Genomic DNA, 25,481 nt, shown 5'->3' on the forward strand with positions numbered 1-25,481 from the left:
GCCTCAGGGAAGCCCTCGGCACCACCGCCTGACTCACCCCCGACGGCGGCCGCCCCACCCCGGCGGCCGCCGCGGAGGACACCTCCATGGCACGAGCCACCGAACCTCATGAACTACAACGCAGCGGGAGGATCAGCATGAGCGACGCGCAGACGCCCAGCGTGCAGATCGTCGACAACACAGCAGCCAACCGTTACGAGGCGCGCATCGGAAGCGTGGTGGCAGGCTTCGCTGAGTACATACGTACCGAGCGACTCATCGCCTTCGTGCACACCGAGGTCAACCCCGGATACGAGGGCCAGGGTATCGGCGCGGCACTCGTCCGTTCATCCCTGGACGAAGCGCGCTCTGCGGGTCTCGCTGTCCTGCCGGTGTGCCCCTTCTACGCGGGATGGATCGCCCGTCATCCCGATTACCAGGCTCTCCTCTACTCGGGCAAAAGCAAAGTCAGCGACTGATGACCACGACACCTCCTGCGGGTTCGGACCCGACGCTGAGGGACGGCGCCAAGCGCTACGAGGGCTCAGACATCGCGGTCAGTTACGAAGCGCGGATCTGCCTTCATCAGGCAGAGTGCCTGCGAGGGCTCCCGGCTGTCTTCGACGTCGAGCATCGGCCATGGATCGACGTAAGTGCTGCACCAGCTGAGGCCATCGCCGAGGTGGTGGAACGGTGTCCCAGCGGCGCTCTGCAATATCACCTGCGCGCGGGCCGGGACGAGGAACCCTCGCAGCCCACCCGGCTGCGACGGCACGCGGGCGGGATTCTGTACCTTCGGGGCGACCTGCAGATAGAAACAGCTGCAGGAATTCGACGTGAAAGCAGGGTCATGCTGTGCGGCTGCGGCACTTCCGGCAACCAGCCGTTCTGTGACCACTCCGGGCCTTGCGGAAGCGCAGCCTGACAATGTCGACCAGCGGGGCCGTGTGGAACCGCCGTCTCGTATGGTGGACTCATGGATGATAGACAGGCTCCGCTGTCAGAAACCGAAATGCGGGCATGGCGCAGCCTTTTGCGCATGAGTGCGCTCCTGGCCAGCAGAACGGCACGCCCTATTCAGGTCGAATTCGGGCTTTCCGAAGCCGATTGCGCCGTGCTGGCGGAGCTCACGCAAACCGTCACGGAGGACGGCTGGATACGCATCTCTGAGCTGATTGCCTGTCTGGGCTGGGAGAAGAGCCGCCTGTCTCATCAGTTGAGTCGAATGGAGAAGCGCGGCCTGGTCGCGCGAAGAGAATATGCCGATGACCGGCGAACCGCTCTCGTAGCGGCTACCCAGACAGGGCGATCAGCCATCGTCGAAGCGACACCCCGCCAGGCGGAGGAAATCCGACGACTTTTCCTCGACCACCTTTCCCCTGGACAATTAATCTGGCTGACGGAGATCGCGGAACGCGTCACCGAAAAGATGCGTGTCACTCCTGAAACTCCTTAAGTGCTGTGCCCGAAGATTTGAGGAACTCGTGCCAGAAAACATCGAGAAGGCGCGGACCGCCATCATGACTGTCGACGATGACCCGGGAGTATCCCGAGCCATCGCCCGCGATCTGCGGCGACGTTACGGGGCCGCGCATCGAATCGTGAGGGCGGAATCCGGTGCAACCGCACTTGAAGCACTTAACGAGTTGAAGCTGCGCGGCGACCAGGTGGCCCTCATCCTGGCCGACCATCGCATGCCGGACATGAACGGCATCGAGTTCCTCGAGCAAGCCATGGATATCTTTCCCAGCGCCCGCCGTGTCCTGCTCACCGCCTACGCCGACACCAACGCAGCCATCGACGCAATCAACGTGGTGGACCTGGACCACTACCTGCTCAAGCCGTGGGACCCACCGGAGGAAAAGTTCTACCCAGTCCTCGACGACCTGCTCGCGGCGTGGCGTGCCAGCGACCACCGAACCGTGACCAGCATCAAAATCATCGGCCACCGCTGGTCCGCCCGTTCCTCCCAGGTACGGGACTTCCTGGCCCGCAACCAGGTGCCCTACCGGTGGTACTCCTCCGACGAACCCGAAGGGCAGCGGCTGCTGGGCGCCGCGGGTCAGGACGGGACGCGACTGCCCGTCGTGATCACTTCCGACGGCACGCCGCTGGTCGAGCCGGAGGTACCAGACCTCGCGACCTGGGTCGGGCTGGCCACCGAGCCGACCACCGACTTCTACGACCTCGTCGTCATCGGCGGAGGCCCGGCCGGACTCGGGGCCGCCGTATACGGCGCCTCGGAAGGACTTCGCACGGTCCTGGTCGAGCGGTCCGCGACCGGAGGACAGGCCGGACAGAGCTCACGCATCGAGAACTACCTGGGCTTTCCCGACGGCGTCTCCGGAGCGCAGCTGACCGACCGGGCCAGGCGGCAGGCGGCCAAGTTCGGCGCAGAGATCCTCACAGCGCGGGAGGTGACCGGCCTGGAAACCAGCGGGGCCGCCCGGGTCATACGCTTCTCCGACGGCACCGCGATCGCTGCCCGCAGCGTCATCCTCGCGACAGGCGTGTCCTACCGCCAGCTCCCCGCCGAAGGCGCCGACTCCCTGGCCGGCTGCGGGGTCTACTACGGCTCGGCGCTGACGGAAGCCGCATCCTGCGAAGGCCACGACGTATACATCGTGGGCGGGGCCAACTCGGCCGGACAGGCCGCGATGCATCTGTCACACACAGCCAAATCGGTCACTCTCCTGGTACGAGGGCCCTCCCTGGCAGCGTCGATGTCGCACTACTTGATCCAGCAGATCGAGCAGACTGCCAACATCCAGGTCCGCTGTCATACAGTCGTCGACTCCGTACAGGGGACCGACCACCTCAAGCAACTCATCCTGCGCGACACCGAAACCGGCCAGAGCGAAACCGTGGAAACGCACTGGCTGTTCGTCTTCATCGGTGCCGCCCCGCTGACCGGCTGGCTCGGGGATGCCGTCCAACGCGACGCACGCGGCTTCATCCTGGCAGGCCCTGATCTCACCCCTGACGGAAGCACTTCTGATTCCTGGGAACTGGATCGAGCCCCCTTCCACCTGGAGACCAGCATCCCCGGCGTGTTCGTCGCCGGTGACGCACGGGCTGAGTCCGCCAAACGCGTTGCCTCCGCCGTAGGCGAGGGAGCCATGGCCGTCATGCTGGTCCACCGCTACCTGGAGCAGTCATGACCAGCCCGCTGCCCTGCTACGTCCAGGAGATCAAACAGCTCTTCCTCTTCGAGAAGCTCGCCCCCGAGCAGCTGGACCGCCTCTGCCAGGACGGGCGCGTCGAGCTCGCCCAGCCCGGCATCCTCTACACCGAAGGGCAGCCGGCCACCTGCTTCTACGTGCTGCTCGAAGGCACTGTCGTGATGTACCGAAAGGTCGGCCAGGACGACGTCGAGGTCAACCGCACCTCACAGCAAGGTGTCTACGCCGGCGCCATGCAGGCATACCTCGGCGATCGGACGCCGCAGGTATACAACAACACCCTGCGTGTCACCGAGCCGACCCGGTTCTTCGTGCTTCCCGCCGACACCTTCGCCACCGTCATGCAGGAATGGTTTCCCATGGCCGTTCACCTACTGGAGGGGATCTTCTTCGGTGTGAAGAACACCCAACAGGCCATCGGGCAACGTGAACGGCTCCTGGCCCTCGGATCTCTGTCAGCGGGGCTCACCCACGAACTCAACAACCCTGCCGCCGCAGCCGCGCGAGCTGTTGCCGCACTGCGGGAGCGACTGGCGGCCATGCGCCACGATCTCGCTGCGCTCGCCGGCGGCAAGTTCACCACGGCCACGCTAGCCGTTCTGATCGAGGCCCAGCAGCAGACAGCCGCCATGGTCGGTAAGGCACCACAGCTCAGCCCACTGGAGACCGCGGACCGCGAAGACACTCTCACCGACTGGCTCGACGGTCACGGCATCGAGCACAGCTGGCAGATCGCGCCGACCCTCGTACAAGCCGGCCTGGACGACGCCTGGCTGGACCACATCGCGGCGAGGGTCGACCAGCCCGCCTTGCCGACAGCGATCAGATGGCTCAGCCAGACCGTCGAGAACGAGCTGCTGATGAACGAGATCGCGGAATCAACGGCACGTATCTCCCACCTCGTGGACGGAGCCAAGCAGTACGCGCAACTGGACCGAGCACCCTACCGCCCCGTCGACGTACACGAGCTGCTGGACAGCACCCTGATGATGCTGTCCAGCAAGATCGGACCTCACATCGCGGTCGACAAGATTTACGACACCACACTGCCCGCAATCCCCGCCTACGCCGCTGAGCTCAACCAGGTCTGGACGAACCTGATCGACAACGCGATCACCGCCATGAGCAGCGCCACGGACACAGGGACACTCACCATCCGTACCGCCCGCGTCCAAGATCAACTGCTGGTCGAAATCCGTGACACCGGCGCCGGCGTCGACGCCGAGATCCGCGACAGGATCTTCGACCCCTTCTTCACCACGAAGCCCGTGGGGGAAGGCACCGGACTCGGACTCGACATCGCCTGGCGAATCGTCGTCAACAAGCACCACGGCAACCTCAGCGTGGAGTCCGCACCAGGCGACACCCGCTTCCAGGTACTGCTCCCTCTCGCCGCCCGCACACCCAACCTCGAGGAGTCTCGATGACCAGCCACCCCGCGATCGACCCCACCACACCACCGAGCGGGACCGGTTGTGTCGACTGCGAGGCCACCAATGGCTGGTGGTTCCACCTCAGGCGCTGCGCCGCATGCGGGCACGTCGGCTGCTGCGACAGTTCCCCCTCCCAGCACGCCACGGCCCACTACCGCGCCACCGGGCACCCCGTCGTCCAGAGCTTCGAACCCGGAGAAGACTGGTTCTGGGACTTCGCCCGCAACGATGTTCTGGACATCGGGCTGGAGCTCGCACCTCCCAGCAGCCACCCCGAAGCACAGCCGGCCCCGGGGCCGGCGGGCCGGGTGCCGCAGGACTGGGTCCGCCAACTGCGGCGTTGACACCCCCCACGGAACGCGAGCGAGCAGAGGCGATTCGCCCGTCTGTTGTGAGCGGGGTACCGAACCGCGGGCGAGATGGGGGCCACATAAAGGCCATGCAGCCAACGCTATCCTCGGCGGTGGCGCTATCTGCACCATCGATACGGGACGCGACCAGTTGGACGCTACTCGAAAACGCCCAGCCCGGGGGCTGGGCGCGAGCGCCTTCCTTACATGTGCAATGTCCGATGTACATGCTTAAAGTGCCTCGGCCAGCTCTTTGATTCGTGCGCAGAGGGCTGGGACCCGCCGAAACGAGGACGCCCTCGGCGAGGGCTGCAGGAGCAGACGGGTCAGCGCCGGCGTCGCACTTCGAACCCGGAGACTCATTCTGACCCGGAACGGAAACATGGAAAACCCAGACCAATTTCGGAGATTCCCTTTCATGGGTCAAACAGAAACGAATCCCCAGCTCCCAAGCGTAGTATGTCGAAAAAGAATGGATGCTAAAAAGTTTTGGACTGGCAGCCGTGCGAAAGTCAGGTACCCCTGGGGGGTATCTGTTGATCGTAGTAGTACCGGGCGGCTGCCCGGGAGTCGAGATGATGTGAGGTGCGTTGGCCACCTTCCTCGTCGGCCCGTTAAGGCCAATCCGTAGGACGTCCTGATCTGTGGGGTTCCTGCCCATTAATGAGGGGCGTAGAACGAAACCAGGATGCAGGCTGGTCAGCATAGAGATGTGCCGCAAGGGCGCGTCGGTAATTACTCAGGGAGTAAAGCATGTCTGAAAAGTTCACTGGGCGTTGTGAGTGCGGCGCCATTACTTACGAGTTCAGTAACGCACCCGAGTTCGTCGCGAACTGCTACTGCAAGGACTGTCAGAGGTCGTCCGGCGGCGTCATGGCGAGCTACTTCAGTGTCGCCCAGGACGACTTCAAGCTCCTCAGTGGCAGCCCGCGTTCCTACCCCTATGTGGCCGACAGCGGGAACACCCTGGAACGCAACTTCTGCGCCGATTGCGGTGCCAGGGTCTTCACCGACAAACTCTCGGGGTTCCCGGGCCAGGTTTTCGTGATGCTCGGCAGCATGGACGACCCTGAAAGCATCAAGCCGCCGCTCATGGAGATCTTCACGGCGCGCCGCATCTCTTGGACCAAAGCGCTCGATGTGCCGCAGTATCTCGCTCGTCCCGACGCAGACCCGCAGTCCACGGTCGGGCGCCTGCCCGGGGGGTGCGGCTGAGCGTTGATCCACAACGTGATGGTTGTGGATCAATCGTTTGAGACGAGAAAGCAGGTTCCGGCCTGCAGTGTTGAGAGCATTGCAGGCTCCCTGCCTGCACGGCAGGTGAGACAGTCCGAGTTGCGCATGTGTCCCATGCTCCCGCGACGGTGTTCGCTGCGTCCGATTATCGGCGAGCGCCGCATCGAGGGTGACGCGGTCTCCGTGCCGGCGACCTTCGTCTCCACCACAGCCAGTCCCGGCTCCGTCATGTTCGCGTCGATGGCCGCCCCCTCCCGCAGCAGGACATGCTGGCAGGCGGCGGCGTTCGCTGTCTCCGCCAGCATCACCCGTCCGATACGTGGCGGGCGGGCGGCCACGTCGAGCGCTGGCGTAGCAACACAGGCACCCCGACTGCGTCTTCGCCTCGGCCATCCACACGAGTGTTCTTGCCCCAGCCGTACACCCTCAGGCGCTGCCGGAGCAGGCCAAGCGCGCACTCACCGGCGCCACGCAGTCAACGCGGACTGATCACAGCGCCTCACAGGCCTCCGGGCCGCAAACAAGGAGTACGAGTTGAGTTCTCTTTTCGACGGTTACACCCTGAGGTCGCTGACCATCCCCAACCGCATATGGATGGCCGCGATGTGCCAGTACAGCGCGGCGCCAGAGGGGGAGGCCGTCGGTGCCCCGACTGACTGGCACTTCGCCCACCTTGCGGCACGGGCCACCGGTGGAACCGGTCTGATCCTCACTGAGGCCACGGCCGTGAGCCCTGAAGGCCGCATCTCTCCATACGACCTCGGCATCTGGAACGACACGCAGGTGGCCGCCTTCCGGCGCATCACCGAGTTCCTCAAGTCGCAAGGAACCGTACCGGGTATCCAACTGGCCCACGCCGGGCGCAAAGCGTCGACTGAACGGACTTGGGTTGACCGCGGCCGGCAGATCGCTCCGAACGAGCCCTTCGGTTGGACGCCGGTAGCCCCCAGCGCAATCGCCTTCGACGAAACGTCCACCACTCCGAAAGAGCTCACGGCTGAGCGCATTGGCGAGATCGTCCAGGAGTTCACCGACGCCGCCAGGCGCGCGCTGGCAGCCGGATTCGAAGTCGTCGAGCTGCATGGGGCCCACGGTTATCTGATCCACCAGTTCCTGGCTCCCTACAGCAATCACCGCACCGACGGGTACGGCGGATCCTTCGAGGCTCGGACCCGCTTTGCCCTGGAAGTCGTCGAAGCTGTTCGGGCAGTGTGGCCTGAGGAGCTGCCGGTCTTCTTCCGTATCTCCGCCACGGACTGGCTCACGGAAAACCCTGAGGATGACCGGGAGGGCTGGACAACCGAAGACACCGTGCGCTTCGCCAAGGAGCTCCAGGCCCGCGGCGTTGACCTCATGGACGTCTCCACCGGCGGCAACGTTCCCGACGCGAAGATTATCGTCGGCCCCCACTACCAAGTGCCCTTCGCTCAGAAGGTCCGCAACAAGGCCGGGATGCCCGTGGCCGCTGTCGGCATGATCACGGAGCCGGAGCAGGCCCAGGACATCATCGCCTCCGGCCAGGCGGACGCGGTTCTCCTGGGTCGCGAGCTGATGCGCAACCCGTACTGGGCGCGCCGCGCAGCCAAGGAACTCAACGGCCAAGTCGCCGGCCCTGTCCAATACCCCCTCGCATGACGACGCTGGGGGCAGCAACCTGATGATCTGCTCGTCCTGCCGGCTGTGACGTCACACGCCGCGAGGGCGCACAGCTTTTCTCCGACGGTCATGGTGGTCGGAGAAAAGGCGATTTCCCTCGCAACGTGAAGAGCGTGACTAGGGAGAAGGGGAATTACCGCCAGCTCGACAACGCCGCCGGCATCGTGCCGGAGGAACTACGGCCTGTCGAGGACTCCGGGTGTGTCGTGCAGGACCACGCTCTGCTGCAGCGGAACCCGCCCCGTGCGGAGCGTGTTCACCGGTGCCGCCGGGTCGGCCGTGCCGAAGGAGATGCCGAACAGCAGCTTGAGCTCCGCGGGGACGCCCAGGAACTCGCGGACGGTGTCGGCGTAGACGCCGAGGACGGTTTGCGGGATGCCGGCCAGCCCCCGGGTCGCCAGCGAGAGCAGGAAGTTCTGCGCGTACATGCCGATGTCGCCGGCCGTCCGTACCCCGTCTCCGAGGGTCGGCATGAACAGGAAGGCGGCATGGGGAGCGCCGTAGAACTCCAGGTTCTCGCGGACCGCCGCCCTCCTGCCGTCCCGGTCCGAGCGCTCGATGCCCCGGGCCTGGTAGACACTCGCGCCCAGGGCTCGCGACCGCTCGACGTGGATGCCCTCGTCGCCGTAGCCATCGGTGAAATCCTGCGAGGTCCGCCCCTCCTCCTCGGCCCGGAGCAGTTCTTTGGCCAGGGCGTCCCGTGCCGCACCTGAGACGACGTGCACGGTCCATGGCTGGGTGTTGCTGTTCGAGGGGGCCGTCTGTGCGTCTTCCAGCACGCCGCGGATGTCCGAAGGGGACAGGGCGCTGGGCAGGAATCGCCGGGGGAGCGTCGGGAGCGCGCGATGTCGGTGAAGGGTGATGCGGTGCCGGGCACGGCGGTTCCTCTCCCTGGCGCGCGGCCACCGCCACGGAGGCCGCGGCACGGCGCCGTACGGCAGGCCGCGTGACGTGGCAGCTGACGTATGGGCCGGGCGCGGGACGCACCCTTCGCGGGTACCGGCAGGCATGCGGATGCTCGCAGGCAGCGGAGTGCCGAGACCGCAGGTCGCAGCGTGGGGGACTGCGCGCTCTTCGTGTTCGTCGTGTGTGTTCGTGGGCTGGGGGCGCTGCCGCTCTCGTGTCGTTGCGTGCGCGAGAGTCGCGTCGGGTGACTCAGCGGTGGGCGGCGCGGTTCATCTCGACGACGTCGTCGACGGTGGGGTTGGCCGGGAGGGCGGCGAAGCGTTCCGGGAGGCTGTCACGGATGGCCGCGTCCTTGACGCGGTCGGCCGCGGCCAGGGCTGCGGGCAGTTCGTCGAGGGTAAGTTCGGTGCAGTAGGCGGGGCTGTTCGGCTGCTGGCGCCAGGAGTCGGCCAGCGTGCCGGCGTCGTAGGGGTCGAAGCCGGTGTCGTCCACCAGGCTCATGGCCACCTTCCGCGCCTCCTCGGAGTCACCGGCGACGGGGATGGCGAGGCGGCCGGGCGTTCCGGCCGGGACGCCCTTGGTCCGCTGGGTCTCGGCCAGCGCGGCGTTCCACGCCTTGACCACGGGGCGGCCGAGCAGCTCGGCGGTGTACACGCTCTCCACCTGGCCGTTGTCCACCGCCTCGATCGGGTCGCTGAGCATGCCGGGGTAGTAGTTCGAGGTGTCGATGACCACTGTCTCGTCGGGCACCGACGCGAACAGGTCCGCCAGCTGGCCCGCCACCCCGAACGGGATCGACAGGACGATGACGTCCCGGCCCTGGACGGCGGCGTCGGAGAGGTCCGCCGCGCGGGCCCCGGACTCCAGTACCTCCGCCCGGACGGCCTCGGGGCCGCGGGCGTCGGCCACCTGGACGTCGTGACCGGCCGTGCTGAGCTTGGCAGCGAGGTTCCCGCCGATTGCACCAGCGCCTATGACAGTAATTTTCATGATTTGTTCCTTAGAAGGTTGTGCCGCCCCTGGGGGCAGCACGATGTGATGGATGGGTGATGGTGCCGCCTGGCCTTGCGGGAGCGGAGCGGGGCGCCTAGCGGTTTACGCCTGGGGGTCCTGCTGGCGGTAGCCTCTCGCGATGAGCGTGCGGAGCCGGTCGAGCGACTCCTCCTCGGTGCCGGTGCCCTTGATCCAGGCGACGGAGCAGGCCGCGAGGAACAGGTCGTTCCCCCGCACTGACGCGCGCACGCGCCCGGCGAGCTGGGCGGCTCGCACGTATTGATCGGTGGCGGAGATGAGGATGTGGCAGGGAATGGTGAGCGGGTTGTCCGGCTCCTGTGCCCGGGCGGCGGCCATGAGCGGGTCGGGCAGCCCGTTGAAGGCGCTGAAGTACTCCTCCATCGCCCGCAGCCACTGTTCCAGCGCCTCGGCGGGGTCGCTGATTTGCTCGATGTCCGCCTGGCGGGCCACCAGTTCCTCGCAGCGGGTCTGCAGTACAGCCGCCAGCAGTGCCTCCCGGGTGGGGAAGTGCCGGTACAGGGTGCCGGGTCCGACGCCCGCCTCCTTGGCCACCGCCTCGAGGGAGGTGCCGACCCCATGCTGCAGGAAGTGACGCTGCGCGGTCTCCAGGAGGGCAGCGCGGTTGCGCTGGACGTCCGCGCGGGGCTTGCGTCCCCGCTGTTCACCGGCGTTCATGCGCCCTCCTGCCTGCCGTGATCCTGCGGCCGCATCAAAACGGATGCTGCCTCCGTACTTGGTCGAGAGTAAAGCGGAGGCGGCGTCCGGTCAAATGGGCGGTCTGAGCGCGGAGCCTGGACACCTCAGAGGGCCGACACATTGAGCAGCCGTAGAGCGCGGGAACCGTGCGGGCTGCACCATTCCAGGGGCCCCTATCCCGTCTCTCCAGCGCGGAGCCCGGTTCTCGGTCCAGGACGTCAGGGGGTGAGCTGCTGGTGCCCTATGACGGAGAGCAGTTCGAGTTTGCTCTGGCTCTCCGTGCCGGGGCGGGTGGTCAGCACCACCAGGGTCTGGGCGCGGTTCTCGGTGTACAGGAGCTGGGCGTCGACATCGATGCGGCCGAGTTCGGGATGGAGAAGGGTGTTGCAGTCGCCGTAGCGGGCGACTTCCTGCAGTTCCCACATGCGGACGAACTCGGGGCTGTGTTCTTGGAGTTCGGCGAGGATCCGGGCGGCTCGGGGGGTGTCGCTGCCGGCGGTCAGTGCGGCCCGCAGGCGTGCCGCCTGGGCGCGGCCGTGGCTTTCGTGGGTCTCCTCGGGATACACCAGTCGCTCGGCGGGGTCCATGAACCAGCGGTAGTAGCCGCTGCTGGCCAGACCGGTGTGGCGGGTCTGGTCGCCGAGCAGCGCGATGGCCAGGGGGTTCATCGCGAGAGTGTCGGACAGGTCGGTCGTTACCAGGGCCGGGGTGTCGTCCAGGCGGTCCAGGACCCGCATCAGGGTCGGGCTGACATGCTCGGAGCGGTGAAAGCGGGCCGGAGCGTTGTGGCCGATGAGCGCGAAGAGATGGTCGCATTCGTCCAGCGTCAGCCGTAGTGCCCGGGCGAGAGCCGCGGTGATCTGCACGGAGGGCTGCGGAGCACGCTGCTGTTCCAGCCGGGCGTAGTAGTCGGTGGACATGCCGGCGAGCTGCGCGACCTCCTCGCGTCGCAGCCCCTGCGTACGCCTGCGCGGACCCTCGACCAGCCCGACATCGCGGGGCCGCAGCGCCTCACGCCGATGACGCAGGAATTCCGCCAGTTCCTTCTTGTCCATGCCACCCATCCTCGCCCCATCCCGCCCGGCTATCCAGAGACCGCCGATCCATGGCTAAGCCACTCCTCTCCCAGCCGCGCGAAGCCGCTCACACGGCCGACGCCGAGGGCGTTCTCAGCGAGACGACCCGATGATCATCAGCCCTGCGTGATCCGCTGGGAGATTCACCAGCTGTCGGCAGTGCGCCGGAGGCCGTCGGCATGGCAGACAGCTGGCCGCGACATTGCCCCGTCGAGGACACCCAACGCTTGACCGGCCCCGGGCCTCGTCGCCCGGCCCGGCTGGCACGACGAAGTTCGCCGTGTCAGCCGGGCGCTCGCGTGCCCCTCGGCGCTCGGACGGAGCCGGTCGCCTCCAGTGCGACGACCGGGGCGGAGCCGAAGGCGCTTCCGTACCGTTCCGCGGCCTCGGTGAGGAGCTCCCCGAGGCGGATCCTGCTCGCGTTGGTCCATGATGCGGCTCAACAGGACCCGCCCGCGTGCTGTTGTTCCGCGTCTGTCACAGGTCGGTCAGCTGCCGCTGATCATGGCGAGGACCTCGTCGTAGGAGCCGTTGGCCTGTGCGTCGCGGAGGAACCTGGCGCGCTCGACGACAATCTCCTTCGCGTCGGGCTTCTCGCGCAGCAGGTCGAGAGCCTCGGTGAGGAAATCGTCCAACGGCATGGATTGCTCGTTGTCCTGCTGGCCCATCAGGGTCGTGCGTACAGCCGGCGGGACCACCTCGATCACCTGGACGCCGGCGTCAGCGCCGGCGAGCTGGATGCTCAGGCTCTCGGAGAACGAGTGCAGCGCGGCCTTGGTCGCGCTGTAGGTCGGTGTGAACGGGAGCGGTACGAACGCCAGCGCGGAGGTGACGTTCACGACGGCCGCGTCGTCCTTGCCCGAAAGCAGCGGCAGGAAGGCGTACGTCATCCGGATCGTGCCGAGCAGATTGGTCGCGATGTGATCCTCCGCGGCCTGGAGTCCGGCCGGGTCGAGGACGCTCTCCAGCAGCTGAATGCCTGCGTTGTTGACCAGGATGTTCAGCCCGGGGTGGCTCGCCGCCACGGTCTCACGGGCCCGGGCGATCGAGTCGGGGTCCGCGACATCGAGAACGAGGGCGTCGATGCCGGGGTGCTCGGCCGTGATCTCGTCGAGGAGTTCCTTGCGCCGGCCGGCGACGATCACCTTGTTGCCTGCCTCGTGCAGACGCAGGGCCAGACCGAGGCCGATGCCCGAGGTTCCGCCGGTGATCAGGATCGTGTTGCCGGTCATCTTCATGGGGGACTTGCTCCTTCGGTACGGCGGGCCGGTGAGCGCCCGCAGCCTCGACCGTAGGAGCGCCCGCGCAGCGGCGGGAGAGGACGGTTTATCCATGGATGGGTGGTCTCTGCCTCGTGAAGCGAACGCTGGCCGTCGGGCTGGGTCCTGCAGAAGCGGGACGGCGGCCGCGGTCCCGGCCGAGGCGTTGTCCACGCCGTCGACTGCCAGGAAGCACTCGCCGGGGCGCCGCTGCTGACCCTGGACCAGGCGCTGGGCGCCGCGGAGCATCCCGGTACCCGGCTGTGCTCTCTGTGCAGCCCATGCTCGACATCCCGTACGAGCTGGTTGAGCACGTCTCGTAGCTCACGACCGCAGCTCTTTCTCGTGCGCGATCTCCATCGTGGCCGGCTGGGGAGGATTGTCGGTCCATGGACATGTGATCCTCTCCCGCCCCCGCCGATACACCCCCATAGTCGAGACTGCCGGGCGCGCCCGGCCCCTGCGGCGAAGGAGAGTATCGCCGAGGTCAACGGCGCCTACGACCAGGTGCTGGCCCTGCTGAGCGGCGCCAAGGCCTGATCCAGCAACGCACAAAATGGAGAGCCGAACATGAAACCCACGAATGAAGACACCGTCGAAATCAGCAGGGTCGTGGCGCTGTGGGCGCACATCATGGACGACCACGAACTGGACCGTCTCGGAGAATGCCTCACCGAAGACGCGGTGTGGGACGGCAGCGTCTTCGGCGGTGACCCGGTGGTCGGGCTGGACGCGATCGCGGCCTTCATGAGCGCCCCCGGACACGCGAAGGCCCACCACACGACGAACATCGTCGTGTCGGAAGGCCCGGGCGACGAGGTGCGGGCCCGATCCAAAGGACTGAGCCTGCTGGAGGGCGGCGATGTCGCCAGCGTCGTATACGCCGACGACCTGCGACGCACCGATGACGGCTGGCGCATTTCCCGGCGGGCCATCCATCTCACCTGGCCACGTCGCTTCTAGGGGTGCTTGCAAAAGCCGGGTGCTTGCGGGCGAGTGTCATGCAGTGGGCGAGTTGCAGGAAGGCGTCGTGCATGTCGTCGCGTGCTTCCCACCGGATCCACAGGCGGCGAGGTCCACGGAGCCAGGCGTTGGCGGACTCGGCGTCCCAGCGGACCTTGCCCGGACCCGAGCCGTGCGGCTGGCTCCGTCGAGCGATCTCCGGTGTGATGCCACGCTCGCGCAGTCGGCGGCGATAGAGGTCGTAGTCCTGGCCGCGGTCGGCATACAGCATCCTGGGTTTGCGCCGGGGGCGGCCCCTCTTGCCCGCACCGGCCCAAGGCTGTCGATCAGCGTCAGAAGCCCGGTGACATCTTGGCGGTGACCGCCGGTCAGAGACACCCGCAGCGGAGTGCCGCGGGCATCGGTCAGCACGTGATCCTTCGAACCCGGCCGCCCGCGGTCAACCGGGCTCGGACCGACTTTCGGGCTGCTTCGCCCCCGCTCGGCCTGCACATGAGAGGCGTCGACGGTGGCGCGGGAGAAGTCGAGACGGTCCGCCGCCCGCAACCCGTCCAGCAGCACCCGCTGGAGCTCCTCCCACACCCCTGCCTCCTGCCACTCGGCCAGCCGCCGCCAGGGGGCAGGACCCGAACCGAACCCCAACTCCTGCGGCAGGAACTCTCACTGGACACCTGTGTACAGGACGAACAACACACCCTGGAGCGTCCTGCGGTCATCGCTCCGCTTACGCCCCCGGTATCGGAACCGCCGCTCATGCTTCGGCAACAGCGGCTCGATCACCACCCACAACCCGTCACTGACCTCCCACGGCTTCCGCCGCGCCAGGTCACACCCCACAGAAAACACGGGATTACGTACATCTCCGCCGTAGCGCAACACGATCTTTCTGCACGGACCCCAAAAAAAGGACGTAACGCCGCCATGAACGCTTTCACCACCGCCGTAGCCGTCGGGTCGGAGGAGCCGCTCAGCCCCGGCTACGACGCGGCGACCAAGGACGACGCCGAGTTCAACAAGTACTTCCGGCACGGCTTCATCACCATCGACGACGTGCAGATGCACTACGTCATCGGCGGCGACGGCCCGCAGGTCATGGTGCTGCTGCACGGCTGGCCGCAGAGCTGGTACGAGTACCGCCCGATCATGCCCTCACTGCTGCCCGGCCGCACCGTCATCGCCATCGACCTGCCGGGCATGGGCGACTCGACCGGAAACCCGCCCTCCATGACCAAGACGGTCCTGGCCACGTACGTCCACAAGCTGCTCAACCACCTGGGCCACCACGAGAACGTACAGGTCGTCGGCCACGACTTCGGCCTCAACGTCGCCTACCCACTGGCCGCCCAGCACCGCGACCAGGTGGCGGGCCTGTTCCTCATGGACGGCGGCCTCGTCGGCAAGAACCTGAAGTTCGCCACCCTCGCATCGGTATCTTGGCACTTCTCCTTCTTCTTGCAGAATCCGCTCGCCGAGGAACTGGTCACCGGCCGGGTCGAAACCTTCCTCACCCACTTCTTCCAGAGTGTGAAGACCGCCGGCGAGAACGTCTCCGACGACGAACTCGCCGAGTTCGTCCGGGTGTTCTCCCGTCCCCAGGTCCTGCACGCCGGCTTCGAGCTCTACCGGACCCTGACCCAGGACGAGGCCGACAACACCACACTCCAGGACACCCCGCTGACCATCCCGGTCCACATGATCACCCAGGCCGCCCTCGCCGACGTGTTCCTGCCGCCCATCCAGGACGCCGCCCCCCACGCCACCTCCGCCGTCGTCCCCGGCACCGGACACTTCCTCGCCCACGAAGCACCCGACCGCGTCCTGGCCGAGATCAACGCCTTCTACCCCACCTCCACCCCCTGACGAAAAGGCACCACACGACCACATGACGTCCAAACCATCCGATGCCAGAACTCGCGCGGTCCCTGAACGGAGACCTCGAAAGCCGGTACACCGAGGCCAACGTAAATGGCGCCTGACGACGTCTCAGCCGGATCACACCTGCCGGCATCCGCGGACGAATGGATCCGCACCCCGGTCGGGGAACACGTCGAGGTGCAGTCCGCGAGTGGTGGGACGGGCGTGGCGACCGCGCTCGTCGGCGGCGCACCGATCCTGCCAGTCCGGCCCGGCGAGCTGTCCGGTCCGTCCCTGGGCGTCACGCTGGAGGCGTGGGGTCCGGCGGGCGAGCCGGTCCGTGGGCAGACCGCCGAGCTGGTGATCACCCGACCGATGCCGTCCATGCCGCTGCACTTCTGGAACGACGCAGGTGGCAGCCATCACAACGACTCCTCCTTCCCCGCCTACCCGGGAGTGCGGCTGCACGACGACCGGGTCACCATGACCCAGCGCGGCACGGTGATCGTGAACAGCCGTCCGGACTCCACCCTGAACCGCCCGGGGGTTCGGATCGGATGAGGAGCGCGGGAGGGCGGCGGTGTCGCCAGCGTCGTCCACGCCGACGACCTGCGACGCACCGATGCCGGCTTCCAGTGAGGTGTCTGTTGCCTGGCGTCACCACCTGTGGCAGTTGACTGGCTTTCAGGAGAGCAGAAGGCCGGTACGCGCGGTTCGCCGACGAGCCCTCCATTCAGGAGCCGGAGGGGTTCTCCGGCTGGACGTGGTGGCCTTGGAACAGACCCGGGCCAAGCGCCGGTCTCACAACCGGCTGGGCCGCGGTGCAGTGGGGCACTGTACGGATGCCGGCACCTTCTTGTCGGCGTCGGCCGACGTGCCGCCGGGGGTGGCGGGGTTCGTCGCGGAGCAGTTGGAGACAGGGGCGAGACACGAGGGCCTCTCACGGGTCACCGCGTCGGCCCCCGTACCTCCTCACATGGAAATTGCGCGGTTCAGGCGGACAAGGTATTCCGCGTCCGGCTGCACGCCGGCCTCGAAGCGTTCCCGGATCACGGCGAGCCCGAGGTCACGCCGCTTCGGTGATCGCGCCGCGTCGGCCGTCGCCAGTGCGTCCGGCAGCTCTTGACGGGTGAGATCCGTGCAGTAGGCGGGTGTGCCGGGCTGCTGCCGCCACGATTCCGCGAGCGGCCCCGCATCAAAGGCGTCGAACCCGGTGTCCTCCACGAGTGCCATGGCCAGGTCACGCTCGCGCGGACTGTCGGCCGCGACGGGGAGCGAGATGCGGTCCGCACTTCCCGCCGGCTTGTTCCTGTGCGCGAACGACTCGGCTCCGATCGAGTTCCACGCCTTGACGATGGGCCGGCCCAGCAGCTTTGCAACCCACACGCTCTCGGCCTGGCCGGCCTCGATCGCCGCGATTTCGTTGTCCCGATGCGGGAAGTAGTTCGACGTGTCGATGACAACCGTGTCAGCCGGAACCTTGGCGATCAGCGGCGCGACCTGCGGAATGCGGGCGAAGGGTATGGAGAGGATCACGGCATCGACGTCCACTACGGCTTCCGCCGCTATCACCGCTCGTCCGCCCGAGGCCAGCACGTCCGCCTCGATCGTCTCCGGGCCGCGCGAATTGGCCGCCTTTACCTCGTGCCCGGCCGCGCTCAACCGCCTGGTCAACGTCTTGCCTATGTTCCCGGTGCCGATAATGCCGATCTTCATGGTGAAACTCCTTGTCCGGAATGGAACCCCGGTTTCAGTGACCGGGGTTCCCGGGCTTGGTCCCTGCGGCGCGGCCGGGGCTGCGGCCGCGCCGCGGACGCGGTGGTGTCAGTGGGTGATGACGACCTTGCCGAAGTGAGCGCCGCTCTTCGTGCTCGTCGTGTGTGTTCGTGGTGTGCCGGCGTTGCCGCCCTCGTGCCGTCGCGTCCGCGAGAGTCGCGTCGGGCGACTCAGCGGTGGGCGGCGCGGTTCATCTCGACGAGGCCATCGACGGTGGGGTTGGCCGGGAGGGCGGCGAAGCGTTCCGGGAGGCTGTCGCGGATGGCCGCGCCCTTGCCGCGGTCGGCCGCGGGAAGCTCGTCGAGGGGCAGTTCGGTGCAGTAGGCGGGGCTGTTCGGCTGCCGGCGCCAGGAGTCGGCCAGCATGCCGGCGTCCTAGCCGGTGTCGTCCACGAGCCGCATGGCCACACGCCGCGCCTCCTCAAAGTCGCCGGTGACGGAGCTGGCGAGGCTGCCGGGCGTACCGGCCGGAACGCCCCGGATGCGCTCAGGAGGGCAGCGCGGTTGCGCTGGACGACCGCGCGGGGCTTACGTCCCCGCTGTTCACCGGCGCTCATGCACCCTCCTGCCTGCCGTATTCCTGCAGCCGCATCAAAACGGATGCTGCCTCCGTATATCTGCGAGAGTAAAACGGAGGCGGCATCCGGTCAAACCGGCGGCCCGACCACGGAGTCCGGACAGCCCAGGGGGCCCACCTGTCTGGCCGCAGCGCGCAGGACAAGAGCCGTGCGGAAGTGGGTGCGCGGGGTGCCGCGCCGCCGGACCCGACGACTTCCGGCGTCCTGGACCGTGACCCGCATGCATCACCAGCGCCCCTGGCCGGATTCGGCACACAGGTCTCCAGCTTGTTCGGCCCCTCCCGCGCCGAGCCCGGCCCGGTCCCCCCAGTCCAGGACGTCAGGGGGTGAGCTGCTGGTGCCCGATGACGGAGAGCAGTTCAAGCTTGCTGTGGCTCTCCGTGCCGGGGCGAGTGGTCAGCACCACCAGGGTCTGGGCGCGGTTCTCGGTGAACAGGAGCTGGGCGTCGACATCGATGCGGCCGAGTTCGGGATGGAGGAGGGTCTTGCAGTCGTCGTAGCTCTGTGCGACTTCCTGCAGTTCCCACATGCGGACGAACTCGGGGCTGTGTTCTTGGAGTTCGGCGAGGATCCGGGCGGCTCGGGGGGTGTCGCTGCCGGCGGTCAGCGCGGCCCGCAGGCGCGCCGCATGGGCGCGGCCGTGGTGTTCGTGGACCTCCTCGGGATACACCAGACGTTCGGCCGGGTCCATGAACCAGCGGTAGTAGCCGCTACTGGCCAGACCGGTGTGGCGGGTCTGGTCGCCGAGCAGGGCGATGGCCAAGGGGTTCATCGCGAGGGTGTCGAGCAGGTCGGTCTGCACCAGGGCCGGGGAGTCGTCCAGGCGGTCCAGGACCCGCAGCAGGGTCGGGCTGACATGCTCGGAGCGGTGAAAGCGGGCCGGTGCGTTGTGGCCGATGAGCGCGAAGAGATGGTCGCATTCGTCCAGGGTCAGCCGCAATGCCCGGGCGAGAGCCGTGGTGATCTGCACGGAGGGCTGCGGAGCACGCTGCTGTTCCAGCCGGGCGTAGTAGTCGGTGGACATGCCGGCGAGCTGCGCGACCTCCTCACGTCGCAGCCCCTGCGTACGCCTGCGCGGACCCTCGACCAGCCCGACATCGCGGGGCCGCAGCGCCTCACGCCGATGACGCAGGAATTCCGCCAGTTCTTTCTTGTCCATGCCACCCATCCTCGCCCCATCCCGCCCGGCTATCCAGAGACCGCCGATCCATGGCTAAGCCACTCCTCTCCCAGCCGCGCGAAGCCGCTCACACGGCCGACGCCGAGGGCGCTCGCAGCGAGACGACCCGATGATCACCTGCCCCTGCGTGATCCGCTGGGAGATTCACCATCCGTCGGCGGTACGCCGCAGGCCGTCGGTCTGGAAGACGGCCCGCCGCGACGGTCCCCCGTCGAGGACACCCAACGCTTTGACCGGCCCCGGGCCTCGTCGCCCGGCCCGGCCGATGGGACGAGGTTCGTCGCGTGACGGCTCTCGCGTGCTGTTGTTTCCCGTCGGAAACAACAGGTCGGTCAGCTGCCGGCGATCATGGCGAGGACCTCGTCGTAGGAGCCGGTGGCCACTGCGTCGCGGATGAACCTGGCGCGCTCGACGACAATCTCCTTCGCGTCGGGCTTCTCGCGCAGCAGGTCGAGGGCTTCGGTGAGGAAGTCGTCCAGCGGCATGGCGTGTTCGCTGTCCTGCTGGCCGAACAGGTTGGTTTGCACGCCCGGCGGGACCATCTCGATCACCTGGACGCCGGTGTCAGCGCCGGCGAGCTGGATGCGCAGGCTCTCGGAGAAGGAGTGCAGCGCGGCCTTGGTCGCACTGTAGGTCGGGGTGCTCTGATAGGGGACGAACGCCAGCGCTGAGGTGACGTTCATGACGACCGCGTCGTCCTTGCCCACCAGTAGCGGCAGGAAGGCGTACGTCATCCGGATCGTGCCGAGCAGATTGGTCGCGATGTGATCCTCGGAGACCTGGAGTCCGGCCGGGTCGAGGAGGTTCTCCCGCTGCATGATGCCTGCGTTGTTGACGAGGACGTTCAGCCCGGGGTGGCTCGCCGCCACGGTCTCACGGGCCCGGGCGATCGAGTCGGGGTCCGCGACATCGAGAACGAGGGCGTCGATGCCGGGGTGCTCGGCCGTGATCTCGTCGAGGAGTTCCTTGCGCCGGCCGGCGACGATCACCTTGTTGCCTGCCTCGTGCAGACGCAGGGCCAGACCGAGGCCGATGCCCGAGGTTCCGCCGGTGATCAGGATCGTGTTGCCGGTCATCTTCATGGGGGACTTGCTCCTTCGGTACGGCGGGCCGGTGAGCGCCCGCAGCCTCGACCGTAGGAGCGCCCGCGCAGCGGCGGGAGAGGACGGCTTATCCATGGACCGGCGCTCCCTGGCTGAGCCGCAGACGACGCTCCTGCCCGGTCAGCGCCTCCAGAGCGGGCGTAGCGAGCCACCGGTAGGAGAACCCGGGGGCCAGGATCACAACCTGTTGGAAGACGGTGAGCCACGTGGCGTTCGCAGCGATGAACTCCCCCATCCCCGCAGTGAGATGGAGGCGCACGTTGTCCCAGACGAGCATGATGAGCCCGCCGAGCTGGATGCGGGCCCGGACGACTAGGTCGCGCAGGTCTCGCCAGCCGAAACCCTTCGGCTGGCCCAGGCGGCACCGGTACTCGCGTACCGCGTAGAACATCCGCGAGCGGCGGCCCGGCTGGTAGCAGACCATCCCTGCCATCGACACCCGGCCCGATCCTCGTCCGCGTACCCGCACCACGGCGTGCAGCCCCTGCGGCCCCAGGTCCTGGAGCGCGGCGGCGTCAGCGACTGCCCGGCCTCGTCCTGGAAGACGATCCAGGCACCGAGAGCCGCCGCGGTGCTTTTACCCGCAGCCAGACGTCCTTCTTCCACAACTCGACCGCCGCGTCGTCGCGTTCGATGGCCCGGCGGGCGGGCTGCTGCCACGATCAGCCGTGCCGTCTCAGGAGCCGCCACGTGCCTTGGAGCGTGTACGAGACGTGGAGCATAAGACCGATGAGCGTCTTCACCCGGGCCAGTGTCCACCGCTGATCTGCCCAGCCGTGTGCCAACGGCCCACGCTGCAACTCGCTTTCAAGCCGGGACAATTGAGCATTGCTGAGCTGGGGTCGTCCGGGTGATCCCACGGAGGCGGCACCGGCCGCACCGTGTTCGCGCCAGGGCCGGCGCCACCGCTCCACGGACCGCTCACTCACTCGCAGCGCGGCGGCGACCTCCCGGTTCTTCTCCCCGCGCTCGAAGCGGTCCACGGCCTGCAGTCGGACCCGCTCCCGCGCTGCCCTCCCAGCGTCGGTCAGCTCGCCGCCCTGCGCACATCTCACAAGCCCACAGCTACCTGACCATCGCAGAGGCGTCAGGAGAACGCCCCGACATCACCCGATCAAGTTCAGCAGGTTCTCTCCGGAGTCCTTGAGAGTGTGTGAGAGCGCGAACGATCAGGCTCCTGACAAGCCAAGGAGCGTGTCGGCGTTGCCATGGGCGATCCGCGCCCGATCGGCGGGAGAAACCGGCAAGTTGTTGAGGAACGCCGTGGCCTCGTCATTGGGGCTGTACGGATAATCGACCGAGAAGAGGATGCGATCCGCGCCGAAAGCGGTCAGGGCGGCGAGGAACGCGGATTGGTCGAAGAAGCCACTGGTCGTGATCCACACCTGATCCAAGATGGTCTGCGATACGTCTCGCTGCAGCCCGATTTCCTTTCCCGGTCCGAACATCGCATCGACGCGCTGGAGCATCATCGGCAGCAGCTCGCCCATATGGCCGATGATCAGCTTCAGATCCGGATTTCGGTCGAGTGCGCCCGACACGGCCAGGCGCAGAATGTGAAGCCCTGTTTCCGCATGCCAGCCGAAACCGGCATTGGACAAGATGAACGCGGTAAAGTCCGGCAGCCCCTGGAAGTAGATGTCGCGCACCGCACGTGGCGCGGGTCCGGGATGGATATAGAGGGGGGCGCCGATGGCCTCGGCACGCGACAGGATCGGAGCGAAGCGCGGGTCGTCGAGGAACAGTCCGTCGGTGGTCCCGTTGATCGAGGCGCCGCGGAAGCCCAATCGGGTCACGCACCGTTCCAGTTCGTCCGCGGCCGCCTCGGGATCCTTCATGGGGAGGTGCGCGAACGCCGCGAACCGATCCGGTTGCCGTTCGACGGCCTGGGCCAGTCGGTCGTTATAGTCGCGCGCAAGGCTCACACCCTCCTCACCGGCCAGCATCTCGGCGCCCGGGCCCACGGCCGACAGCACCTGCATGGTGATTCCGGCTTCGTCCATCGAGCCGATGCGTTCCTGCTCTGTATCGTCCAGGGCCCGGTCGAGCGCACTCGCCGGCTCGTCTGCATCAGAGGGCGCCCATCCGGCCGGCACCCATCCGGATGCAGCAACGTCCGCGGCGGAAATCCTTTGCGCCAGATCAGTGAAAAGGACATGTTCCTCTAGAGCAACGATGCGCATGATCTTGTTCTCCGTCCAATTGGAATGTGAGTGCGACACAAGGGGGCGGCGGTCAGCGGCTCGGCTCGTAGGTGAGTTGCTTGACGTGCCGCAGGGTCAGGGCGGTTTCCACGGCCTGCACTCCGTCGAGGCCGCCGATCTTCTTGCTGAGGTATGTGTAGAGCTCGCCGGTGCTCGAGGTGGCGACGGTCGCGAGGAGGTTGGCCTGGCCGGTGGTGGCGCCGGCGAAGCGGACCTCGTGGTGTTCGGCCAGTTTCCGTCCGGCGGTGTCGAGTGCGGAGGGGGCGACGGTGAGCCAGAGCATCGCGCTGATGCCGTGTCCGAGGGACTCGCGGTCATGCTGCACCTTGAAGTAGAGGATGCCCGTGGAGCGCAGACGCTCCAGGCGCCGCTTGACAGCGAACTCCGACTGGCCGGTGCTGGTCTGCAATTCACTGAAGGTCGCCCGGCCGTCGCGCCGCAGCACGGCGAGCAGCGCCTCGTCCGCTCCGTCGAGAGCGATGCGGGCGGCTACCGGCTCGCTGTACGGGAGACGCAGTGCCGCCTCCTGGTCGGGTTCGAGCGCTTGAGTCTTGTCGAGCCAGCCGAGCGGGCCGCCGTAGAAGGTGTGCAGCAGGCAGTGGGCGCTGACCGAAATGACCTGAGGCGTGCGTTGCAGGCGGTCGAAGAGCAGTTCGTCGCGGTCCTGTCGGCTGCGGGCTCCCATGGCGCACAGCACTTCGGTGCCGCCGGAGATGAGATCGACGTGTGAGGTGTCGGGACGCCGGGCCAGCGCGGTGGCGAGTTGTTCGGCCACGTCGGGAGTGCAGCGCAGCCGGACGATCCAGCTCTGGCGGCCCAGCAGGCTCTCGTCGGTCATGCCGACGATCCTGAGTCCGGCGGTGGTGCGCAGTTTGCGGAAGCGGCGGGCGACGGTCTGGTCGGACACTCCGAGGATTTCGGCGATGCGGCTGAACGGCGCCCGCCCGTCCACCTGGAGCGCGTGCAGCAGCTTCAGATCAAGCGCGTCGGGTGAAGGGGACTGCATCGATGGCTCCTGCTTCGGCCGGGTGAAGTTCACGTCGTGTCGTACGACAGCGCTGTGTGGCCCGGGACGGGAAGGGTCCGGTCCCGGGCCACTGTGCGGCGCCGTGCCCGTCCCCACGGACGGCGCCGGTACCGGCGCGGTGACTGTCCGCTCCTGAGCCCGTGCCGGTACGTCTGGTGTTAGCTCGGTGGAAGGCCGGCGCTCACCGAGGGGCGGTTGCCTGCGGCCCAGCTGTCGTCCGAACGTCGGCGGTGGGCTGGTCGGGTGTGCGAGGCCCTTGGACGGAGGCAGCCGGGCCCGTTGCCGGCAGGACCGACTGCTGCGGCCGGCGCAGCAGGACGAAGCCCACCACGGCCGCCAGCAGGGTCAGGACGGCCGCGACGACCAGGCAGAGCTGAAGACCGTCGATGAACGCCTGAGACACGGCGCCGAGGACACGCGGGGTGTCCGCGCCCAGGCGAAGCCTGCCGACCGCACTCAGTCCGCCGGCGTCCGCGGCCTCGGTGACGCGCCGGACCGTCGCCCCGCCCAGCCCCGCGTCGGTGAGATGTCCGGGCAGAGCGTCCACGGCCCGAGCGGACAGCAGCGCGCCCAGGACAGCGGGGCCCAGGGCGGCGCCGAGCTGACGGAAGGCGTTGTTGGCGGCAGCGGCCATACCGGCCTGGTGGAACGGCACCGAACTGACGGCGGTGGCGGTCATCGGGGTCAGCACGAACGACACGCCCAGGCCGAGCAGGGCCAGCCGCCAGGCCACTGAACCGAACGAGGTGCCGGCGTCGATCGTGGTCAGCGACAGCAGCGCGACCGCCGCAAGCAGGAGGCCGCCGGGAATCAGCACCCGAGGAGACACCCGGTGCACCAGGCGCCCCATGGGGACACCGAGGACCATCGGCACTATGCACACCATCATCAGCCGCCAGGCCGATTCGAGGGTGCTGAGCTGCTGGACCATGCCGAAGTAGAGGCTGAGGGCGAAGAAGAACCCGATGAGCCCGAGGAAGCTGATCATGGCGATCAGTGCGGTGGCGGTGAAGGAGGGGCTGCGGAACAGTGTCAGGTCCAGCATCGGGCTTGAGCTGCGCCGCTCCACCAGTATGAAAGCGACCGATGCGACAACAGCGGTGGACAGGGCGAGCATCACCTTGGTGTCGGTGAAGGAGTTGGCGCCGCCCTCGATGATGCCGTAGACCAGAGCGGTGATGGCCAGCGCGGAGGTGAGCTGGCCGGGCCAGTCCAGTCGGCGCGTGCCTGGGGCACGGGAGTCGGTGAGCAGCTTCGTCGAGACGACCAGCGCGAGCAGCGAGGCGGGGACGGGCAGCAGGTAGAGCCAGCGCCACGCGAAGTGGTCGAGGATTACGCCCGCGATGACGGGGCCGAATGCGAGGGCGGCTATCAGGGAGGTCGCCCACACGCCGATGAACTTCCCGCGCTCGCGCGGGTCGGGGACGGCGTGGCTGATCAGGGCCAGGGTCGAGGGCAGCAACGCGGCCGCGCCCAGACCGGCGAAGGCCTGTCCGGCCCAGAGGACCTCGATTGACTGGGCGCACAGTGCGATCAGGGCACCCAGACCGCTGAAGGCCAGGCCCGCCTGGAAGACCTTCTTGCGGCCGTGCACGTCACCGAAGACGCCCGCGGTGAGGATGAGCGCGGCCATGGGCAGCACGAACGCGACGCTCACCCAGGACAGCTGAGCGGTCGATGTGTTCAGCGCGCGCTGAATGGCGGGCAGGCTCGCCGAGACGGTGGTCACCGGCAGATAGGCGACGAACACGCCGATGCAGGCCATGACGAATGTGGGCACCCGCCGTTCCTGCGGCGCGTTCCCCGTGGTCGTGACGTTCACGAAAGACTCTCTCCCTTAGGTGCCAGGCGCTGTGGTCGGCTGGCTTCCGCCGCAACGTTCCGGCTTGCCGGGGAGCAGAGGCCAGCCACGAGCGCCGGATCCCGGAAATTCGACATCCGAGCCTTCGGTCCGGAGGAAGTCCGACCCTGCGAAGAAACTACGGACAACAGCACTCTCCGGCGCACTGC

23 protein-coding genes and 3 pseudogenes are annotated in these 25,481 nt (G+C 67.5%); 12 read left to right on the forward strand and 14 right to left on the reverse strand.

Features of this window, described 5'->3' with window-relative positions; translation table 11 throughout:
• The first annotated feature begins 137 nt into the window (after window positions 1-137).
• The 8 genes from ACZ4UV_RS44835 (at window position 138) to ACZ4UV_RS44870 (ending at window position 7,815) form a co-directional block, all read left to right on the forward strand.
• On the forward strand, window positions 138-458 hold the full coding sequence (locus tag ACZ4UV_RS44835; protein WP_355490225.1) for a GNAT family N-acetyltransferase: 321 nt from the start codon (window positions 138-140) through the stop codon (window positions 456-458).
• On the forward strand, window positions 458-904 hold the full coding sequence (locus tag ACZ4UV_RS44840; RefSeq protein ID WP_467846531.1) for a (4Fe-4S)-binding protein: 447 nt from the start codon (window positions 458-460) through the stop codon (window positions 902-904). Before ACZ4UV_RS44835 ends, ACZ4UV_RS44840 begins: the two co-directional genes overlap by 1 nt.
• Before the next feature lie 51 nt (window positions 905-955).
• Window positions 956-1,435: a MarR family winged helix-turn-helix transcriptional regulator gene (locus ACZ4UV_RS44845; RefSeq protein WP_467846536.1), complete on the forward strand. Its 480-nt coding sequence runs from the start codon at window positions 956-958 to the stop codon at window positions 1,433-1,435.
• 64 nt (window positions 1,436-1,499) lie between these two features.
• On the forward strand, window positions 1,500-3,140 hold the full coding sequence (locus ACZ4UV_RS44850) for an NAD(P)/FAD-dependent oxidoreductase (RefSeq protein WP_467847438.1): 1,641 nt from the start codon (window positions 1,500-1,502) through the stop codon (window positions 3,138-3,140).
• On the forward strand, window positions 3,137-4,588 hold the full coding sequence (locus ACZ4UV_RS44855) for an ATP-binding protein (RefSeq protein ID WP_467846541.1): 1,452 nt from the start codon (window positions 3,137-3,139) through the stop codon (window positions 4,586-4,588). Before ACZ4UV_RS44850 ends, ACZ4UV_RS44855 begins: the two co-directional genes overlap by 4 nt.
• Complete coding sequence (locus ACZ4UV_RS44860) at window positions 4,585-4,938, forward strand: UBP-type zinc finger domain-containing protein (RefSeq protein WP_467846546.1); 354 nt, start codon at window positions 4,585-4,587, stop codon at window positions 4,936-4,938. The genes ACZ4UV_RS44855 and ACZ4UV_RS44860 overlap by 4 nt, the downstream gene beginning before the upstream one ends.
• A 759-nt stretch (window positions 4,939-5,697) precedes the next feature.
• On the forward strand, window positions 5,698-6,159 hold the full coding sequence (locus ACZ4UV_RS44865; RefSeq protein ID WP_467594405.1) for a GFA family protein: 462 nt from the start codon (window positions 5,698-5,700) through the stop codon (window positions 6,157-6,159).
• Between the two features lie 555 nt (window positions 6,160-6,714).
• Window positions 6,715-7,815, forward strand: a complete 1,101-nt coding sequence (locus tag ACZ4UV_RS44870) for an NADH:flavin oxidoreductase/NADH oxidase (protein WP_467846555.1) — start codon at window positions 6,715-6,717, stop codon at window positions 7,813-7,815.
• Between the two features lie 197 nt (window positions 7,816-8,012).
• Here ACZ4UV_RS44870 and ACZ4UV_RS44875 read toward each other — a convergent pair whose 3' ends face one another.
• The 5 genes from ACZ4UV_RS44875 to ACZ4UV_RS44895 all read right to left on the reverse strand — a co-directional run bounded on the left by ACZ4UV_RS44875 (window position 8,013) and on the right by ACZ4UV_RS44895 (window position 12,766).
• Window positions 8,013-8,615, reverse strand: coding sequence for a nitroreductase (locus ACZ4UV_RS44875; protein WP_467846561.1), 603 nt, complete (start codon window positions 8,613-8,615; stop codon window positions 8,013-8,015).
• A 376-nt stretch (window positions 8,616-8,991) separates the two neighbouring features.
• Window positions 8,992-9,732, reverse strand: a complete 741-nt coding sequence (locus tag ACZ4UV_RS44880; protein ID WP_467846565.1) for an NADPH-dependent F420 reductase — start codon at window positions 9,730-9,732, stop codon at window positions 8,992-8,994.
• Between the two features lie 105 nt (window positions 9,733-9,837).
• Window positions 9,838-10,431, reverse strand: coding sequence for a TetR/AcrR family transcriptional regulator (locus ACZ4UV_RS44885; protein ID WP_467846568.1), 594 nt, complete (start codon window positions 10,429-10,431; stop codon window positions 9,838-9,840).
• A gap of 239 nt (window positions 10,432-10,670) precedes the next feature.
• Window positions 10,671-11,507, reverse strand: coding sequence for a helix-turn-helix transcriptional regulator (locus ACZ4UV_RS44890; protein WP_467846572.1), 837 nt, complete (start codon window positions 11,505-11,507; stop codon window positions 10,671-10,673).
• A 509-nt stretch (window positions 11,508-12,016) separates the two neighbouring features.
• A complete protein-coding gene (locus ACZ4UV_RS44895) occupies window positions 12,017-12,766 on the reverse strand; it encodes an SDR family oxidoreductase (RefSeq protein ID WP_467846574.1) in 750 nt (249 codons plus the stop codon).
• Window positions 12,767-12,889: 123 nt separating this feature from the next.
• Here ACZ4UV_RS44895 and ACZ4UV_RS44900 point away from each other — a divergent pair.
• Window positions 12,890-13,063, forward strand: a pseudogene (locus ACZ4UV_RS44900) (DUF6233 domain-containing protein); the annotation flags it as partial.
• 294 nt (window positions 13,064-13,357) lie between these two features.
• Complete coding sequence (locus ACZ4UV_RS44905; RefSeq protein WP_319097808.1) at window positions 13,358-13,750, forward strand: nuclear transport factor 2 family protein; 393 nt, start codon at window positions 13,358-13,360, stop codon at window positions 13,748-13,750.
• Here ACZ4UV_RS44905 and ACZ4UV_RS44910 read toward each other — a convergent pair.
• Window positions 13,728-14,575: pseudogene (locus ACZ4UV_RS44910) on the reverse strand (IS5 family transposase). The gene ACZ4UV_RS44905 and the pseudogene ACZ4UV_RS44910 overlap by 23 nt on opposite strands.
• Window positions 14,576-14,671: 96 nt before the next feature.
• On the opposite strand from ACZ4UV_RS44910, the gene ACZ4UV_RS44915 reads away from it, so the two are divergent.
• Both ACZ4UV_RS44915 and ACZ4UV_RS44920 read left to right on the forward strand, forming a co-directional pair.
• Window positions 14,672-15,610, forward strand: a complete 939-nt coding sequence (locus tag ACZ4UV_RS44915; RefSeq protein WP_467846580.1) for an alpha/beta fold hydrolase — start codon at window positions 14,672-14,674, stop codon at window positions 15,608-15,610.
• Between the two features lie 105 nt (window positions 15,611-15,715).
• A complete protein-coding gene (locus ACZ4UV_RS44920; RefSeq protein ID WP_467846583.1) occupies window positions 15,716-16,165 on the forward strand; it encodes a hypothetical protein in 450 nt (149 codons plus the stop codon).
• A 411-nt stretch (window positions 16,166-16,576) separates the two neighbouring features.
• On the opposite strand, the gene ACZ4UV_RS44925 is transcribed toward ACZ4UV_RS44920, so the two are convergent.
• From ACZ4UV_RS44925 to ACZ4UV_RS44960, 8 genes and pseudogenes are all read right to left on the reverse strand, one after another.
• Window positions 16,577-17,320 (reverse strand): NADPH-dependent F420 reductase, encoded by a 744-nt coding sequence (locus ACZ4UV_RS44925; RefSeq protein WP_467846587.1) that lies wholly within the window; start codon window positions 17,318-17,320, stop codon window positions 16,577-16,579.
• Window positions 17,321-17,550: 230 nt separating this feature from the next.
• On the reverse strand, window positions 17,551-17,745 hold the full coding sequence (locus ACZ4UV_RS44930) for a hypothetical protein (protein ID WP_467846593.1): 195 nt from the start codon (window positions 17,743-17,745) through the stop codon (window positions 17,551-17,553).
• 531 nt (window positions 17,746-18,276) lie between these two features.
• Entirely contained in the window at window positions 18,277-19,116 is an 840-nt protein-coding gene (locus ACZ4UV_RS44935) for a helix-turn-helix transcriptional regulator (protein ID WP_467846596.1), read from the reverse strand.
• 353 nt (window positions 19,117-19,469) lie between these two features.
• Entirely contained in the window at window positions 19,470-20,219 is a 750-nt protein-coding gene (locus ACZ4UV_RS44940) for an SDR family oxidoreductase (RefSeq protein ID WP_467846598.1), read from the reverse strand.
• A 208-nt stretch (window positions 20,220-20,427) separates the two neighbouring features.
• Window positions 20,428-21,295: pseudogene (locus ACZ4UV_RS44945) on the reverse strand (IS630 family transposase); the annotation flags it as partial.
• Between the two features lie 114 nt (window positions 21,296-21,409).
• Window positions 21,410-22,423, reverse strand: coding sequence for an amidohydrolase family protein (locus ACZ4UV_RS44950; protein WP_467846601.1), 1,014 nt, complete (start codon window positions 22,421-22,423; stop codon window positions 21,410-21,412).
• Between the two features lie 52 nt (window positions 22,424-22,475).
• Window positions 22,476-23,450 carry an Lrp/AsnC family transcriptional regulator gene (locus ACZ4UV_RS44955; protein WP_316779874.1) on the reverse strand — a complete coding sequence of 325 codons (975 nt, stop codon included), beginning with the start codon at window positions 23,448-23,450 and terminating at the stop codon, window positions 22,476-22,478.
• A gap of 202 nt (window positions 23,451-23,652) precedes the next feature.
• Complete coding sequence (locus ACZ4UV_RS44960) at window positions 23,653-25,293, reverse strand: MFS transporter (RefSeq protein WP_372487795.1); 1,641 nt, start codon at window positions 25,291-25,293, stop codon at window positions 23,653-23,655.
• Between the last annotated feature and the right edge of the window lie 188 nt (window positions 25,294-25,481).

The organism is Streptomyces sp. NPDC028289 (assembly GCF_055565975.1).